Origin of the sequence: Pseudomonas sp. L-22-4S-12, assembly GCF_009799935.1 — a bacterium.
Classification (GTDB): Bacteria; Pseudomonadota; Gammaproteobacteria; order Pseudomonadales; family Pseudomonadaceae; genus Aquipseudomonas.
This window is the reverse complement of record NZ_WELL01000004.1, coordinates 244,644-258,392: the sequence shown is the minus strand read 5'-3', so window position 1 is coordinate 258,392 and position 13,749 is coordinate 244,644. Positions and strand designations below refer to the sequence as shown.

Here is a 13,749-nt window from a genome sequence, read left to right as displayed (position 1 = left end):
TTACGGGCCTTGTTGGGCGGTAGCGAGCATCAGGATGGTGCGATTGCTTGAGTGGATGAACCGCTTTGGTGCTTTTCCCGAACGCCGGAGTTTTCGTGCCGATGGAAAACCTCAACAGCACCGTGGAAACCCTGATCCACGGCTCTAATACCCTGTTCATTCTGCTGGGCGCGATCATGGTGCTGGCCATGCATGCCGGCTTCGCCTTCCTCGAAGTCGGCACGGTGCGCCACAAGAACCAGGTCAACGCCCTGTCGAAGATCATCTCCGACTTCGCCGTGTCGGCCCTGGCCTATTTCTTCGTCGGCTATTGGGTGGCCTACGGCATCACCTTCCTCGAACCGGCCGCGGTGCTCACTGCCGGCAGCGGCTACGGGCTGGTCAAGTTCTTCTTCCTGCTGACCTTCGCCGCGGCGATTCCGGCGATCATCTCCGGTGGTATCGCCGAACGGGCCAAGTTCGCCCCGCAGCTGTGCGCCACGGTGCTGATCGTGGCCTTCGTCTACCCGTTCTTCGAAGGCCTGGTGTGGAATGGCAACTTCGGCCTGCAGGCCTGGCTGACCGCGCGCTTTGGCGCCGCCTTCCATGACTTCGCCGGTTCGGTGGTGGTGCATGCGGTCGGCGGCTGGATCGCCTTCGGCGCGGTGATCCTGCTGGGGCGGCGCGACGGCCGCTACCGCGAGGGCCGCCTGGTGGCTTTCGCCCCGTCGAATATCCCGTTTCTCGCCCTCGGTTCGTGGATCCTGATCATCGGCTGGTTCGGCTTCAACGTGATGAGCGCGCAGACCCTGGGCAGCATCAGCGGCCTGGTGGCGGTCAACTCGCTGATGGCGATGGTCGGTGGCACCGTGGCCGCCTTGCTGATCGGGCGCAACGACCCGGGCTTCCTGCACAACGGCCCGCTGGCCGGGCTGGTGGCGGTGTGCGCCGGCTCCGACCTGATGCACCCGATCGGCGCGCTGGTCACCGGCGCCCTGGCCGGCGCCCTGTTCGTCTGGGCGTTCACCGCGACTCAGGTGAAGTGGAAGGTCGACGATGTGCTCGGCGTCTGGCCGCTGCACGGCCTGTGCGGCGTGTGGGGCGGCATCGCCTGCGGCATCTTCGGCCAGCAGGCGCTGGGCGGCCTGGGTGGCGTCAGCCTGGTCAGCCAGCTGCTGGGTACCGCACTCGGCGTGCTGGTGGCGCTGGCCGGCGGCCTGCTGGTGTACGGCCTGCTCAAGCGCCTGGTCGGCATTCGCCTGAGCCAGGAGGAGGAGTACTACGGCGCGGACCTGTCGATCCACAAGATCGGTTCGACGGCTCAGGACTGAGGTTGTAGGCGCGAAAAAACTATGTACCTGTTATGCGTTGCTGTTGTTTGGCTCAAGCGCTCGCGGTGGCTGCTCTGGCTGTTCGTGGGAGCGAATTCATTCGCGATCAGGGCCTACGCCGAGCTGCCTGTTTATCGCGGATAAATCCGCTCCCACTAAAGCTCGATGGCCTGTGCAACACGCTATTGGGACATAGCCACGAAAAAGCCCGCCATTTTGGCGGGCTTTTTGTTGCGCTCGTTTTCGCGGCCGAAGCCGCAGCTACGGGAGGGCGCGGCGGCTTACCAGATCGGCAGGGTGTAGCTGACGATCAGACGGTTCTCGTCCAGGTCGTTGCCGAAGTTGGAGCGCACGGTGGCGTTGCGCAGCTTCACGCCGAGGTTCTTCAGCGGGCCGTCCTGGAACACGTAGGCGATGTCGGTGTTGCGTTCCCATTCCTCGCCTTCGGACTTGTTCGCGCCACGGTCGACGTTGTCGCCAGTGATGTAGCGGGTCATGAAGGTCAGGCCGGGAATCCCTAGACCGGCAAAGTTGTAGTCGTAGCGCGCTTGCAGGGACTGCTCGTCCTTGAAGGCGAAGTCGCCGATCTGCACGAAGTTGACCAGGAACGCATCGGTGCCGTTGATGTAGGCGAAACCGGTGTCGCCGCTCATCTTCTGGTAACCGAGGCCGAAGCTGTGGAAACCCAGGCCGTAGGTGAACATGGCGCCGAAGGCATTGTTGTCGACGTTGGTCTGGCCATCGTCGGTGGAGCGGGCGTAGCGGATGTCGCTCTTCAGGCTCTGCTTGTCGCCCAGCGGCAGCAGGTGCACGGCATTGAGATAGTGCTGGTTGTAGTACTGGTCGAGGTTGCCGTAGTGGTAGCTGGTGGTCAGCTGGTCGTTCCACTTGTAGCTGGCGCCGGCGAAGTTGAATTCATCGCTGCCCTGGACGGTGGCGGGCAGCCCTGTGAACCCGCGAGCTGCAGGACTGAAGTTGGTCAGGGTCATGACTTCATGGTCGGAGGAGTCGCGCTGGTTGACCCGGCTCAGCTGGCCGCCGTCGAAGGTCAGGCCGTCGATCTCCATGGAGTTCAGCCAGCCGCCCTGAAAGCTCTGCGGCAGCAGGCGCGAGTCGTTGGACATGACCACCGGCAGCTTGGGCATCAGGGTGCCGGCCTTGAGCACGCTCTTGGACACGCGGAATTTCGCGGTCACGCCAAGGTCGCCGTAGTTGTCCTGGGCTTCGCCGGTATCGCGATCGAGCTGCAGCAGGCCGGTGCCGCTGGTGCCGCGGCCGGAGTCCAGCTGCAGGCCGAGGGTGCCGATGGCGTCGACGCCGACGCCGACAGTGCCTTCGGTAAAGCCCGACTCGTAGCGCAGCAGGAAGCCCTGGGCCCACTCTTCGGCCTTGGAGTGGCCGTTGCTCGGGTTGCCGCCTTCCTGGCGGAAGTCGCGGTTCATATAGAAGTTGCGCATTTCCAGGCTGGCTTTGCTGTCTTCGAGAAAGGCAGCGTGGGCCAGGCCGGGCAGAGTGAGGCTGGTGCCCAGGGTGGCGAGGGCCACGGCGCGGGCGAGAAGGGTCTTGCTCATTGTTGTTGTTTCCTCGGCTGGTGGTGGCAGGGCGGATGACCACCCTGTTGCAGCGAGGCGACTAAAACATTTCGTAACGGCTACGACCTTTAGACCTTGGTCGGATTACTCGACCCAGTGCGGGTAGTAGCCGAGCTGGCGCTGCACCGCCTCGTCATGGGCCGGTACCACGATCAAGCCGGGTTCGCGCTGCAGCAACTGATGGACCTTGTCCAGTTGCGCGCGGGTCGCTTCGCGGTCGTTGTCGACCATGCGCCGGCTGATCCAGAATTTTTCCCGGGGCCCGGTGAAGCCCTCCAGGCGCCAGCTGGCGTCGCCGGTGAAGAAGAAGCGCCGGCCGTCGTCCAGGGTGAGGAACAGGCCGACCGAACCCGGGGTGTGGCCGAACAGCGGCACCAGCACCAGGCTGCCGTCGCCGAACAGGTCGTGGCTCTGCTCGAAGCCCAGGAACGGCTGGTTGGCGAAGGTGAAGGGCACCCACTTGATCGGGTGCTTGAACTGGCTGGGCAGCAGCGCCGGTGGGGTGGCGATGCGGCTGAACTCGATTTCCTCGTAGGGCGCCCATACCGGCACCTCGGGGAAGTCGGCCAGCCCCGAGGCGTGGTCCCAGTGCACGTGGCTGAGGAGGATGCGGTCGATGCGGATGCCGTCGCCCTCGAGCTGGTCGCGCACCGGCGTGACCGGGCCGTAGCGCAGCAGCGGCTTGTCGTACCAGGGCATTTCCGCCTCGAACTGCTGATCCACCTGGCGGCCCAGGGAGGTGTCGAGCAGCAGGGTGGCGGCGTGGTGTTCGATCAGCACGGCGACGTGGTTGGCGATGACCTTCTCGCTCCAGGCGCCGTCCTCGATGGTGAAGGCGTCGCGGGTTTCGGTCTCGGCGGTCTTGACCAGGGCGAAGCGCACGCCGGCGGCCTGGCCTGGCAGGCTCAGCAGGGGCAGAAGAACACTGAGTAGAATGGCGGCTGCGCTGCGCATGACGGGCTCCTGGCGGGATGAATGGGGCGCTGCGTTGTCTGCAGCCTGGCCTGGATAATAGGCAGACAGGTCTGTATATTTCCAGCATTATCTTTTCACGCCGGAGGAAGCACCCCGTGGCTTCGAGTAAACGCGAGCAACTGATCCAGACCGCGCAGGAGCTGTTCTACCGCGTCGGCTATCACGCCACCGGCATCGACCGCATCCTGGCCGAGTCCGGGGTGGCGAAGATGACCCTGTACAAGCATTTCCGCTCGAAGGACGAGCTGATCCTGGCGGTACTGGCGGCGCGTCAGCAGGAACTGCTCGACCAGTTGCAGGCCCTGCGCCAGGCACTGCCCCCGCGCCAGGCGTTGCTAGCCACCTTCGATGGTCTGCATGGCTTGATCCACCAGGCCGACTTCTGTGGCTGCAGCTTCATCAATGCGGCCGCCGAGTTTCAGGATCGCGAGCACCCGATCCACCGCCAGGCCGCGGCGCTGAAGGCGGCCTTTGCGGCGCATTTCTTCGAGCTGCTGCAGGGCCTGGGCCTGACGCAGCCGCAGTTGCTGGCCAACCAACTGCAGTTTCTCCTCGAGGGCGCGCTGAGCATGGCGCACCTGCAGGGCCCGGCGAACCAGGCGCTGGAAGCCAAGGCGGCCGCCGAGCTGCTGCTGAACGGCGCGACTGGCTCCGCACCGGCGGCCGCCGGGCTCAGTCCAGGCCGCTGAGCAGCTTGGCCTCGCCGGCCTCGACCGCCTGCAGTTGGCCGGAGAGCAGTACGGCATCGCCTTCCTGCAGTTGCGGATTGCTCTCCAGCGGCAGGCTGTTGCCGTCGCGGCGCACCGCCTGCACTTCCAGGCTGAGGTCTTCCAGCATCAGGCTGTTCAGGCGCTGGCCGCAGGCATAGGCCTCGGGTGGCAGGTTCACCGCATGCAGGAGCACGCGCGGCTGGCCTTGGGCATCCAGCAGATTGCTCTGGGCGCCATGGTAGAAGCCATGCAGCAGGCGGTAGCGGCTGCGGCGCACCTCGTCCATGTGCATATGCACCCGGCGCTCGCTCACGCCCAGCAGGATCAGGGCGTGGGAGGCCAGCATCAGGCTCGACTCCAGCACTTCCGGCACCACCTCGGTGGCGCCCGCGGCCTGCAGCGCGGCCAGGCGGCTGTCGTCGCGGGTGCGTACCAGAATCGGCAGATCGGCGCATTGCAGGCGTACCTGCTCGACAATCGCCAGGGCCGCATCGGCCTTGTCCACCGCCACCACCAGCAGGCGGGCGCGGGCGACGCCGACGGCTTCCAGCAGGTCGCGCCGCCGCGAGTCGCCGTAGTGCACGTTTTCCTCGCCGGCATTGGCTTCCTCGACCCGCACCGGGTCGTCGTCCAGGGCGATGAAGGGCAGCTGCTCGCGTTGCAGCAGGCGCGCGATCGACTGGCCGACCCGGCCGTAGCCGCAGATCACCACATGGTCGCTGAGTTGCGCACTGCTGTTGGCAACCTCGTCCAGGCGGCTCTGCTGGCCCGGCCCGCGGCGCAGACGCTGGGCCAGCCAGGGCGCGCCGCGCATCAGGGGCGGGGTCAGGGCCATGGAACAGAACGCCGCGGTCAGCAGCAGGCTGCCCAGTTCGCCGTCGAGCAGCTTGACCTGGCTCATCAGGGTGACCAGGGCGAAGAAGAACTCGCCGGCCTGGGCCAGCGCCAGGCCGCTGCGCCAGGCCGTTTCGCCACTGTCGCCGCGCAGCTTCACCAGGATGGCCACCGACAGCCCCTTGAGGCCCAGCAGCAGGACGGTGGCAGCGAGAATGGTCCAGCCGTGGTCGTTGAACAGGCGCAGGTCGATCAGCATGCCGACGCTGACGAAGAACAGGCCGAGGAGAATGTCGCGAAACGGGCGGATATCGGCTTCGATCTGGTGGCGGTAGTGGCTCTCGCCCAGGAGCATGCCGGCGAGGAACGCGCCCAGGGCCATGGACAGGCCGAGCAGGTGGGTCAGCCAGGCCGTCAGCAGGACGATGACCAGCGCCAGCATGACGAACAGTTCCGGCGAATGCGACTCGGCCACTTCGCGGAACAGGCGCGGCAGCAACCAGCGGCTGGCCAGCAGCAGGCCGACGAAGAGCACGAGGGTCTTGCCCAGGGTCTGCGGCAGGGCCCAGTACCAGGGCTCGTCGCCACCGCCGGCGATGGTCGGGATCAGGGTCAGCAGGAGCACGGCAACCAGATCCTGGAAGATCAGCACGCCAATGGCGTTCTGCCCGTGGGGGCTGAACACCTCGCCGAGGCTGCTCAGCTCCTTGCCGACGATCGCCGTGGACGACAATGCCAGGCCGATGCCCAGCAGGATGGCGCTGGCGGGCGGCAGGCCGAACAGGTACAGGGCGCCGCCCAGCAGGCTACCGCACAGCGCCACCTGGGCACTGCCGAGGCCGAACACGGTACGGCGCAGGGCGAGCATGCGCGGCAGGGAGAATTCCAGGCCGAGGGTGAACAGCAGAAACACCACGCCGAGTTCGGCCAGGTGCGGCAGGGCCTCGGACGAACCGATCCAGTTCAGGGCGCTGGGGCCCACCATCAGGCCGACGCACAGGTAGCCCAGTACCGGCGGCAGGCGCAGGCGCCGGAACAGGGCGATGACCACGAGCGAGCTGGCGAGAATGATCAGCAGGTCGGTGAACAAGACATTTCTCCTTATGACTGCGCGCGAGCATGCCCAAGCCGTCGGCCGGCGTCCATGCGCAATGCGTGCCGGCTTGATCCAGGGCAACGGCTTGGCCGTTGGTCGCGCGGGTTTCAAGTTTTTTCCGGGGCGGCCGCCAACCCGATGGATATCCTGCCCTGGTATGCCGCCATGAACCCTCTGGCTTCCCTGTCGCCCTCGCTTTCCCGCACTGCGCCGCTGCACAACCTGGCCGCCCCGCGCGCCGCTGCCGATGCCCAGCAGGCCCTGGCCAATCGCCTGGCCGAACGCCTGGGGCTGGAGCCCGGGGCGCTGCAGGCGACGCGCGAAGCCTTCAGCCCGGACAAGGTCGCCGAGCGCGTTCTCGGTTTCATCGAGCGGCGCCTGCAGGGCGAGGCCGCCACCGGGGCGGCTCCGGAAAAACTGCAGGGCCTGCTCGACCAGGCCCGCGAGGGCGTGGAGAAGGGCTTCGCCGAGGCGCGCCAGATCCTCGATGGCCTGGGCCTGCTGCAAGGCAAGGTGGCCGAGGATATCGACAGCACCTACGACAAGATCCAGAGCGGCCTGAACGGCTTGCAGGGTGGCCTGGCGCCCAAGGCTTCGGCCACCGGCTCGGCTGCCGTGGCCGCCTACAGCGAGCGGTTTGCCGCCCAGGCGGAAACCTTCGAGATGCAGGTCACGACCCGCGACGGCGACCGCCTGCGCATCTCCATCGCCCAGGCCTCGGCCAACTGGTCGCAGAGCGGCGTGGCGGCAGCCAGCAACGGCAGCGGCTCGGCGCTGGTCGCCAGCAGCCAGTCCGGCAGCCTGCAGATCGGCGCCTGGCAGGTGTCGGTGGCAGGCGAGCTGGACGAGGAGGAGCGGGCGGCGCTGGAGGATCTGTTCGGCCAGGTGCAGGAACTGTCCAGCGCCTTCTATGCCGGCGACCTGGGGGGCGCCTTCGAGCGCGCCATGCAGTTGGACATGGACGGCTCGCAGCTGGCCTCGATGTCCCTGCGCCTGACCCAGACCAGCGTGCGCCAGGCCACCGATGCCTACGGTGCGGTGGCGGAGCAGGGTGGCCAGGCCGCTAGCGCGGTCAACCCGGCGCTGGCCGACTATGCCCAGGGGCTGCTCGGGGCGCTGCGCAGCGCCGATCAGTTGGCGGACGACGCCAGGGGCACCCTCGAGCAGCTGCTACAGGGCGGCTTCAGCCTCGACGAGCGGTTCGGCGAAGCCCTGCTGGACAAGGCGCAGGCACTCAACGCTCGCCTGCTCGACGGCCTGCAAGGCCTGCTGGCACCGGCTGCGGGTCCGCAAACCAGCTGAAAGGCGGTGTAAACTGCCTCTCTGAATCCAGCCAGAGGTGCCCGCCATGCTTCCCGAATGCCAACTTCTCGGCACCCTCGGCTGCCACCTCTGCGAGGTGGCAGAGGGGTTGCTGATGCCCTTTGTCGAACACGGCCTGCTGGTCGAACTGGTCGATATCGCCGAGCGCGAGGAGTGGGTGGAGGCCTATGGCCTGCGCATCCCGGTGTTGCGCCGTTGCGACAATGGCGCCGAGCTGGACTGGCCGTTCGAGCCCGAGCAGGTAGCGCACTTTCTGCGCTAGGCCTGGGGGGCGCGGCGTGCTTGATATTTCAAGCGGCCGGCTCGTTACCTGGCCACCTAGGCGGGCGGCGCTAGTCGTCGCTGCGTCGGGCTTCGCGTTGCAGCTGGTAGACGAAACGCTCTACCTGGCGTTGTTCCAGGCCGCTCATGCGGTAGAAGCGCATGCCGAGGAAGCTCGCCGCGGTCTTTTCCTCGTAATAGAGGTGGCGCAGCTCGGCCGATACGGTCATTGCGCCGAACGGCAGCTGCAGGCGCAGGCCTTCGTAGACCTGGCCGGGCTGCAGGCGGGCGGTGACGTCGCCCGGGAGGCGCAGTTTGCAGCCGGTTGCCGAGATATCCAGCATCTGGCCTTTCAGTGCGGGGCTCAGCTTGCTGCCGGACAGTTCGACACCGATCAGCTGGGTCAGCTGTAGCTGGGCGCGAAAGGCATTGCGCCGCTGGTGGTAGAGGACCTGCTCCGGCAGGTGGCTCCAGTAGCAGCGCGCGCCTTGCAGTTCGCCGATCTGGATCGGGTCCTCGCACTCCCAGGCAATGCGCACCCCTTCATGGAAGGCCTCGACCCGGAAGGGTTCGCCGGCCTTGAGGAAGCGCTCGCCATCGTTGGGGATCAATTCGTCGAAAGCCAGCACGCTGCGCTCGCGATTGACCTCGACCAGGTAGCTCTGAAAGCGCTGGCTGCGCTCCTTGAACGTGATGACCAGCGGGTCGTGGTTTTGCTGCAGTTGGCGCAGGTTGGCGAACACTTCCAGCGGTGCGCTGAGCACCTTGGGCGGTTGCGGGCCACCTTCGTCGACGAATGGGTTGGACACGGTCCAAGAATCTCCAGGCACAAGGTCTTGCGGCATTAGGATACTGGCATATGGCCTGTATGTCCTGCCGTGCTAAATCGTTGCTTCAGGCTTGGCTGAGCGGGCGCTGCTGGGCGATTCTAGCGGCCCCACCACGGCTGTCATAGAGCCCCGGGGTTTCGCCGCCACGCAGAATGCCCAGCACGCTGGTCAGGGAGGCCTGGTTGGCGCGGATCACCCGGCCATTGCGCAGGTTGGCGGTGCGGCAACTGGCGAGCAGTTCGCTCAGTTCGTCGCTGCGCGCCAGCAGGGTTTCGCCGTCGGCCAGGCGTGCGGCCAGGGCCTGCAGGCCGGCGCGGTCGTTGCTCAGTTGCTGTTCGGCGAGCAGGCGGCTGCGTGCATTGCCGTGCTGGTCGAGCAGGCTGAGCAGGGGCAGTTTCTGCGCCAGGATCTCTTGCAGGCGCGGCAGGTCGCGTTGGCCCAGGGCCTGGTATTCGGCGTCGATCAGCTCAAGCAACTGCTGGGCGGTGCCGATATCTTCACTGACGAGTTGAAGCAGATTGGTGTCGTGCATCGCTGGCTCTGGGGATTGGGCGTCCAGTCTCCCCAGCGCAGCCCTGAGACTAGCGCTGGGATTCGAAGTCGAGCAGTTTGCCGGCAACGCGCTGGCTGTCGACCTGGTAGCTGCCGTCGGCGATCGCCTGCTTGAGCTTGGCTACCCGTTCTTTGTCCACGGTGGGCAGATCGCGCAGTTTGTCGGCGGTTTTCTGCAGTTGCTGCGCCTCACGGCTCAGCTGCACGGATTCGCCGCTCTTGGCGGCGCCGGCTTGTTGCTCGGCACTCGGCTGAGCCGCAGGCGGGTTGCTGCTGACGGCTTCGTTGCGGCCGCTGGACTGGGTGCTGCCGGCTCGCCCCGAATTGGCAGGGTTGGCGGCGCTGTTCAGCCGGTTGAAGTCGATGACCATGGTTCTAACCTCGGACGGTATCTGGACGCTTACAAAGCTTTTCGGCCGGATTCGTCAAAACTTTAGGGCGCATAAGTGTGCGTTGTTTAACAGTGTAGGAAATCGTCAGCTCATTGCGCTACAAGATTCATGCCTACATCTCCACCTCAACCTGCCCCGGGCCAACCACCCGGGCGCGGATCACGCGCTGCGAGCGCTGGTTGCGTACGCTGATCTGTTGCCCGAGAACCCCGTCGGACAAGGCCTCGCCGGGCATTCGCACGTTGATGGCGCCGCTGCGCGCGCTGATCACCACCTGGTCGCCGCGGCGGATCGATTCGGCCAGCTGCAGGCTGGACGGAGTCAGGACCTGGTCGGTTTGCAGGGGGCGCGTCAGTTTTTTGCCGATGGCCTGCTCGGCGCTGGTCAGGTAGCCGCGGCTCAGCGGGCCGACATCCTGCTCGATCAGCGCGACGTCGGCCGGCCCCAGTACGGCCTCGCGCTTGAGCGGGCGGGTGGCCACGACGACTTCGCGAAACAGGCGGACCTGGGCCGGCACGAATACCGTCCAGGGCGTGCTGCCTTCGCAGCTGACTCGCACGGTTACCCGGCCGACCGGCTGGGCGGGGCTTTCCAGCGCCTGGTTCAGGTCGCTGTCGCAGGCGGCCAGGCGCAGGCGCGGGTCGAGCGGGTTCACGCGGATCTCGTAGCGCGCCTGGATCTCGCTGCGCTGCAAATAGTCTTCCACGGTGAACTCAAGAAAGCCTTCGGTGGCGCCGATAAGTTCTTCGGGCAAGGTTGTCGCTGCGCCATGCAGCGAGCTGTAGCCGGCTAGGCATAAAGCAGGTAAAACACCAGCCAGTTTGCGGCGTTTTGCCATCCGGTGTCGGAAAAGCGTCGTTATTGCGTTCATGCTCTGTGCAAAGCAAGGCCCGTGCCGCCTGCTACGCTAGAGCGGAACGCCAGGTAACACACAATAAAAGGAGTCTGGGCATGGCCGGAGTATTGGACTCGGTTAACCAGCGTACCCAGTTAGTCGGGCAGAACCGCCTGGAGTTGCTGCTGTTCCGTCTCGACGGGCCGCAGCTATACGGCATCAACGTGTTCAAGGTGAAGGAGGTGCTGCAGTGCCCCAAGCTCACCATCATGCCCAAGTCGAGTCCGGTGGTGCGTGGGGTGGCCAACATCCGTGGCGGCACCATTCCGATTCTCGATCTGTCCCTGGCCACCGGCCGCAGAGGGCTGGATGACCTGAAGAACAGCTTCGTCATCATTACCGAATACAACACCAAGGTTCAGGGCTTTCTGGTGCGCTCGGTCGAGCGCATCGTCAACATGAACTGGGAGGAGATCCATCCGCCACCCAAGGGCACCGGGCGCGATCACTACCTGACCGCGGTGACCCGGCTGGACCAGCAATTGGTGGAAATCATCGACGTGGAGAAGATCCTCGCCGAGGTGGCGCCCATGTCGGAGGCGATTTCCGAGGGAGTGGTGGATGTCGAGACCCAGGCCAAGGCGGTGTCCAAGCGGGTGCTGATCTGCGACGACTCCTCGGTTGCGCGCAAGCAGGTCACCCGCTGCCTGGAGAGCGTCGGCGTCGAGGTGGTGGCGCTGAACGATGGCCGCCAGGCCTACGACTACCTGCACAAAATGGTGGAGGAGGGCAGGCAGCCGGCTGAGGAATTCCTCATGCTGATTTCCGATATCGAGATGCCGGAGATGGACGGCTATACGCTCACCGCGGAAATTCGTTCGGATCCGCGGATGCAGAAGCTGCATGTGATTCTGCATACTTCGCTGTCCGGGGTGTTCAACCAGGCGATGGTGAAGAAGGTCGGTGCGGACGATTTCCTGGCGAAGTTCCGTCCGGATGACCTGGCTTCCCGCGTGGTGGAGCGAATCCGCAGTGCGGACGGCAACTGAGGCGCTGGCCTTCAGGGATTTTTATGTATGGTGAGGCGGCATTAGTGTCTTCAGGAAATTTGGATTTCGAGCAGTTCCGGACCTTTCTGGAAAAGGCCTGCGGCATTTTATTGGGCAGCAACAAGCAGTATCTGGTTTCCAGCCGCCTCAACAAGTTGATGGAACAACAAGGCATCAAGTCCCTCGGCGAGCTCGTGCAGAAAATGCAGGCGCAGCCGCGCGGCGGCCTGCGCGAGCAGGTGGTCGATGCGATGACCACCAACGAAACCCTGTGGTTTCGCGACACCTATCCCTTCGAGGTGCTGAAGAACAAGGTGCTGCCCGAGATGATCAAGGCGGCGCCGAACCAGCGCCTGCGCATCTGGTCGGCGGCCTGTTCTTCGGGGCAGGAACCTTACTCGCTGTCGATGGCCATCGATGAGTTCGAAAAGACCAACCTGGGGCAGTTGAAGGCGGGGGTGCAGATCGTTGCCACCGACCTTTCCCCGTCGATGCTGGCCAACTGCAAGTCCGGCGAGTACGACAGCCTGGCGATGGGCCGCGGGCTGTCGCAGGAGCGCTTGCAGCGCTATTTCGACCCCAAGGGCCCGGGACGCTGGGCGATCAAGGCGCCGATCAAGAGCCGCGTCGAGTTTCGCGCCCTCAACCTGCTCGACAGCTATGCCAGCCTGGGCAAGTTCGACATCGTGTTCTGCCGCAACGTGCTGATCTATTTCTCCGCCGAGGTGAAGAAGGACATCCTCACGCGCATCCATGCCACGCTGAAGCCGGGGGGCTACCTGTTCCTCGGTGCGTCCGAAGCGCTCAACGCGCTGCCGGATCTGTATCAGATGGTGCAGTGCAGCCCGGGGATCATCTACAAGGTGAAATAAGGCGCGTGCAACGCTCCAGCAAACGGGAGGCCAATGGCCTCCCGTTTTCGTTTGTGGCGGCAAGCGGCCTTGCCGGGCTTTGCCGCTTGCCCTGTCGGGAGCGGAAAAGCTTTGCCGCTTGCCGCTTTGTTTGCCGGCAAAATGTTAATAAGCCATTGAAAAATAACGATAAATAAAGTTGGCATAGCCTTTGCTGTATATCTGGCACGGCACCACCAGATCGCCCAACGGCAAAGGTTCAAGGTCATGAGCATCAGCTTCGATAACGCACTCGGCATCCACGAAAAGGCCCTCGGCTTTCGCGCTCAGCGTGCCGAAGTGCTGGCCAGCAATATCGCCAACGCCGATACGCCGAACTACCAGGCGCGCGATCTGGATTTCGCCGCGGTGCTGGCCGAGCAGAGCGCCAAGGGCGCGCGCCAGTCGGTCGGCCTGCAGCGCACCGATAGCCAGCACATCGCCGGCGAAGGCATCCAGTTGGCCGATCCGGCGCTGCGCTTCCGCACCCCGTTCCACCCGTCCATCGACCAGAACACCGTCGACATCCAGCAGGAGCAGTCCAACTACGCCGAGAACGCGGTGCAGTTCCAGGCCAGCTTCACCCTGCTCAACAGCAAATTCAAAGGGCTGGTCAGCGCCCTGCGCGGCGAATAAGGGAGATACCTAGCATGTCACTCGCCAGTGTTTTCAATATCGCCGGAACCGGCATGAGCGCCCAGAGCACTCGCCTGAACACCATCTCCAGCAACATCGCCAACGCCGAGACGGTGTCTTCCAGCATCAACCAGACCTACCGCGCGCGCCACCCGGTGTTCGCCACCATGTTCGAGTCGAGCATGCAGGGTGATCGCGGTTCGCTGTTCGTCGACCAGGATGAGGCCGGGCGCGGGGTGCAGGTGCTGGGCATCGTCGAGGACCAGAGCAGCCTGATGCCGCGCTACGAGCCGAACCATCCGGCAGCCGACGAGAAGGGCTACGTGTACTACCCGAACGTCAACGTGGTCGAGGAAATGGCCGACATGATTTCTGCCAGTCGCGCCTTCCAGACCAACGTGGAAATGATGAACACCGCCAAGCAGATGATGCAGCGCGTACTGACCCTGGGCCAGTAAGCCGCG

Annotated in this window: 15 protein-coding genes; 8 read left to right on the top strand and 7 right to left on the bottom strand. The window is 65.0% G+C overall.

Annotated features, from left to right (window positions below; translation table 11 throughout):
• Nucleotides 1-101 precede the first annotated feature (101 nt).
• Nucleotides 102-1,310 carry an ammonium transporter gene (locus F3I16_RS12505; RefSeq protein ID WP_160494037.1) on the top strand — a complete coding sequence of 403 codons (1,209 nt, stop codon included), beginning with the start codon at nt 102-104 and terminating at the stop codon, nt 1,308-1,310.
• A gap of 281 nt (nt 1,311-1,591) precedes the next feature.
• Here F3I16_RS12505 and F3I16_RS12500 read toward each other — a convergent pair whose 3' ends face one another.
• Together F3I16_RS12500 and F3I16_RS12495 are read right to left on the bottom strand one after the other, a co-directional pair.
• Nucleotides 1,592-2,881 (bottom strand): OprD family porin, encoded by a 1,290-nt coding sequence (locus tag F3I16_RS12500; protein ID WP_160493921.1) that lies wholly within the window; start codon nt 2,879-2,881, stop codon nt 1,592-1,594.
• 105 nt (nt 2,882-2,986) lie between these two features.
• A complete protein-coding gene (locus F3I16_RS12495; protein ID WP_160493920.1) occupies nt 2,987-3,856 on the bottom strand; it encodes an MBL fold metallo-hydrolase in 870 nt (289 codons plus the stop codon).
• Between the two features lie 116 nt (nt 3,857-3,972).
• Here F3I16_RS12495 and F3I16_RS12490 point away from each other — a divergent pair, with 116 nt between their 5' ends.
• Nucleotides 3,973-4,566 (top strand): TetR/AcrR family transcriptional regulator, encoded by a 594-nt coding sequence (locus F3I16_RS12490; protein ID WP_160493919.1) that lies wholly within the window; start codon nt 3,973-3,975, stop codon nt 4,564-4,566.
• On the opposite strand, the gene F3I16_RS12485 is transcribed toward F3I16_RS12490, so the two are convergent.
• Entirely contained in the window at nt 4,550-6,511 is a 1,962-nt protein-coding gene (locus tag F3I16_RS12485) for a monovalent cation:proton antiporter family protein (RefSeq protein ID WP_160493918.1), read from the bottom strand. The genes F3I16_RS12490 and F3I16_RS12485 overlap by 17 nt on opposite strands.
• Before the next feature lie 171 nt (nt 6,512-6,682).
• On the opposite strand from F3I16_RS12485, the gene F3I16_RS12480 reads away from it, so the two are divergent.
• Together F3I16_RS12480 and F3I16_RS12475 are read left to right on the top strand one after the other, a co-directional pair.
• Nucleotides 6,683-7,819 (top strand): DUF5610 domain-containing protein, encoded by a 1,137-nt coding sequence (locus tag F3I16_RS12480; protein ID WP_160493917.1) that lies wholly within the window; start codon nt 6,683-6,685, stop codon nt 7,817-7,819.
• Between the two features lie 46 nt (nt 7,820-7,865).
• On the top strand, nt 7,866-8,102 hold the full coding sequence (locus F3I16_RS12475) for a glutaredoxin family protein (RefSeq protein WP_160079305.1): 237 nt from the start codon (nt 7,866-7,868) through the stop codon (nt 8,100-8,102).
• A 70-nt stretch (nt 8,103-8,172) separates the two neighbouring features.
• On the opposite strand, the gene F3I16_RS12470 is transcribed toward F3I16_RS12475, so the two are convergent.
• From F3I16_RS12470 to flgA, 4 genes are all read right to left on the bottom strand, one after another.
• Nucleotides 8,173-8,910 carry a flagellar brake protein gene (locus F3I16_RS12470; protein WP_160493916.1) on the bottom strand — a complete coding sequence of 246 codons (738 nt, stop codon included), beginning with the start codon at nt 8,908-8,910 and terminating at the stop codon, nt 8,173-8,175.
• 85 nt (nt 8,911-8,995) lie between these two features.
• On the bottom strand, nt 8,996-9,463 hold the full coding sequence (locus tag F3I16_RS12465; RefSeq protein WP_160493915.1) for a flagella synthesis protein FlgN: 468 nt from the start codon (nt 9,461-9,463) through the stop codon (nt 8,996-8,998).
• 49 nt (nt 9,464-9,512) lie between these two features.
• On the bottom strand, nt 9,513-9,854 hold the full coding sequence (gene flgM, locus F3I16_RS12460; RefSeq protein ID WP_160493914.1) for a flagellar biosynthesis anti-sigma factor FlgM: 342 nt from the start codon (nt 9,852-9,854) through the stop codon (nt 9,513-9,515).
• 133 nt (nt 9,855-9,987) lie between these two features.
• Entirely contained in the window at nt 9,988-10,746 is a 759-nt protein-coding gene (gene flgA, locus F3I16_RS12455; protein ID WP_160493913.1) for a flagellar basal body P-ring formation chaperone FlgA, read from the bottom strand.
• 80 nt (nt 10,747-10,826) lie between these two features.
• Between flgA and F3I16_RS12450 the strand changes: the two genes are divergently transcribed.
• From F3I16_RS12450 to flgC, 4 genes are all read left to right on the top strand, one after another.
• Nucleotides 10,827-11,759, top strand: coding sequence for a chemotaxis protein CheV (locus F3I16_RS12450; protein ID WP_160493912.1), 933 nt, complete (start codon nt 10,827-10,829; stop codon nt 11,757-11,759).
• 44 nt (nt 11,760-11,803) lie between these two features.
• A complete protein-coding gene (gene cheR, locus F3I16_RS12445) occupies nt 11,804-12,631 on the top strand; it encodes a protein-glutamate O-methyltransferase CheR (protein ID WP_160079311.1) in 828 nt (275 codons plus the stop codon).
• A 246-nt stretch (nt 12,632-12,877) separates the two neighbouring features.
• Entirely contained in the window at nt 12,878-13,285 is a 408-nt protein-coding gene (gene flgB / locus F3I16_RS12440; RefSeq protein WP_160493911.1) for a flagellar basal body rod protein FlgB, read from the top strand.
• A gap of 14 nt (nt 13,286-13,299) precedes the next feature.
• Nucleotides 13,300-13,743 (top strand): flagellar basal body rod protein FlgC, encoded by a 444-nt coding sequence (gene flgC / locus F3I16_RS12435; RefSeq protein WP_160493910.1) that lies wholly within the window; start codon nt 13,300-13,302, stop codon nt 13,741-13,743.
• Nucleotides 13,744-13,749 lie beyond the last annotated feature (6 nt).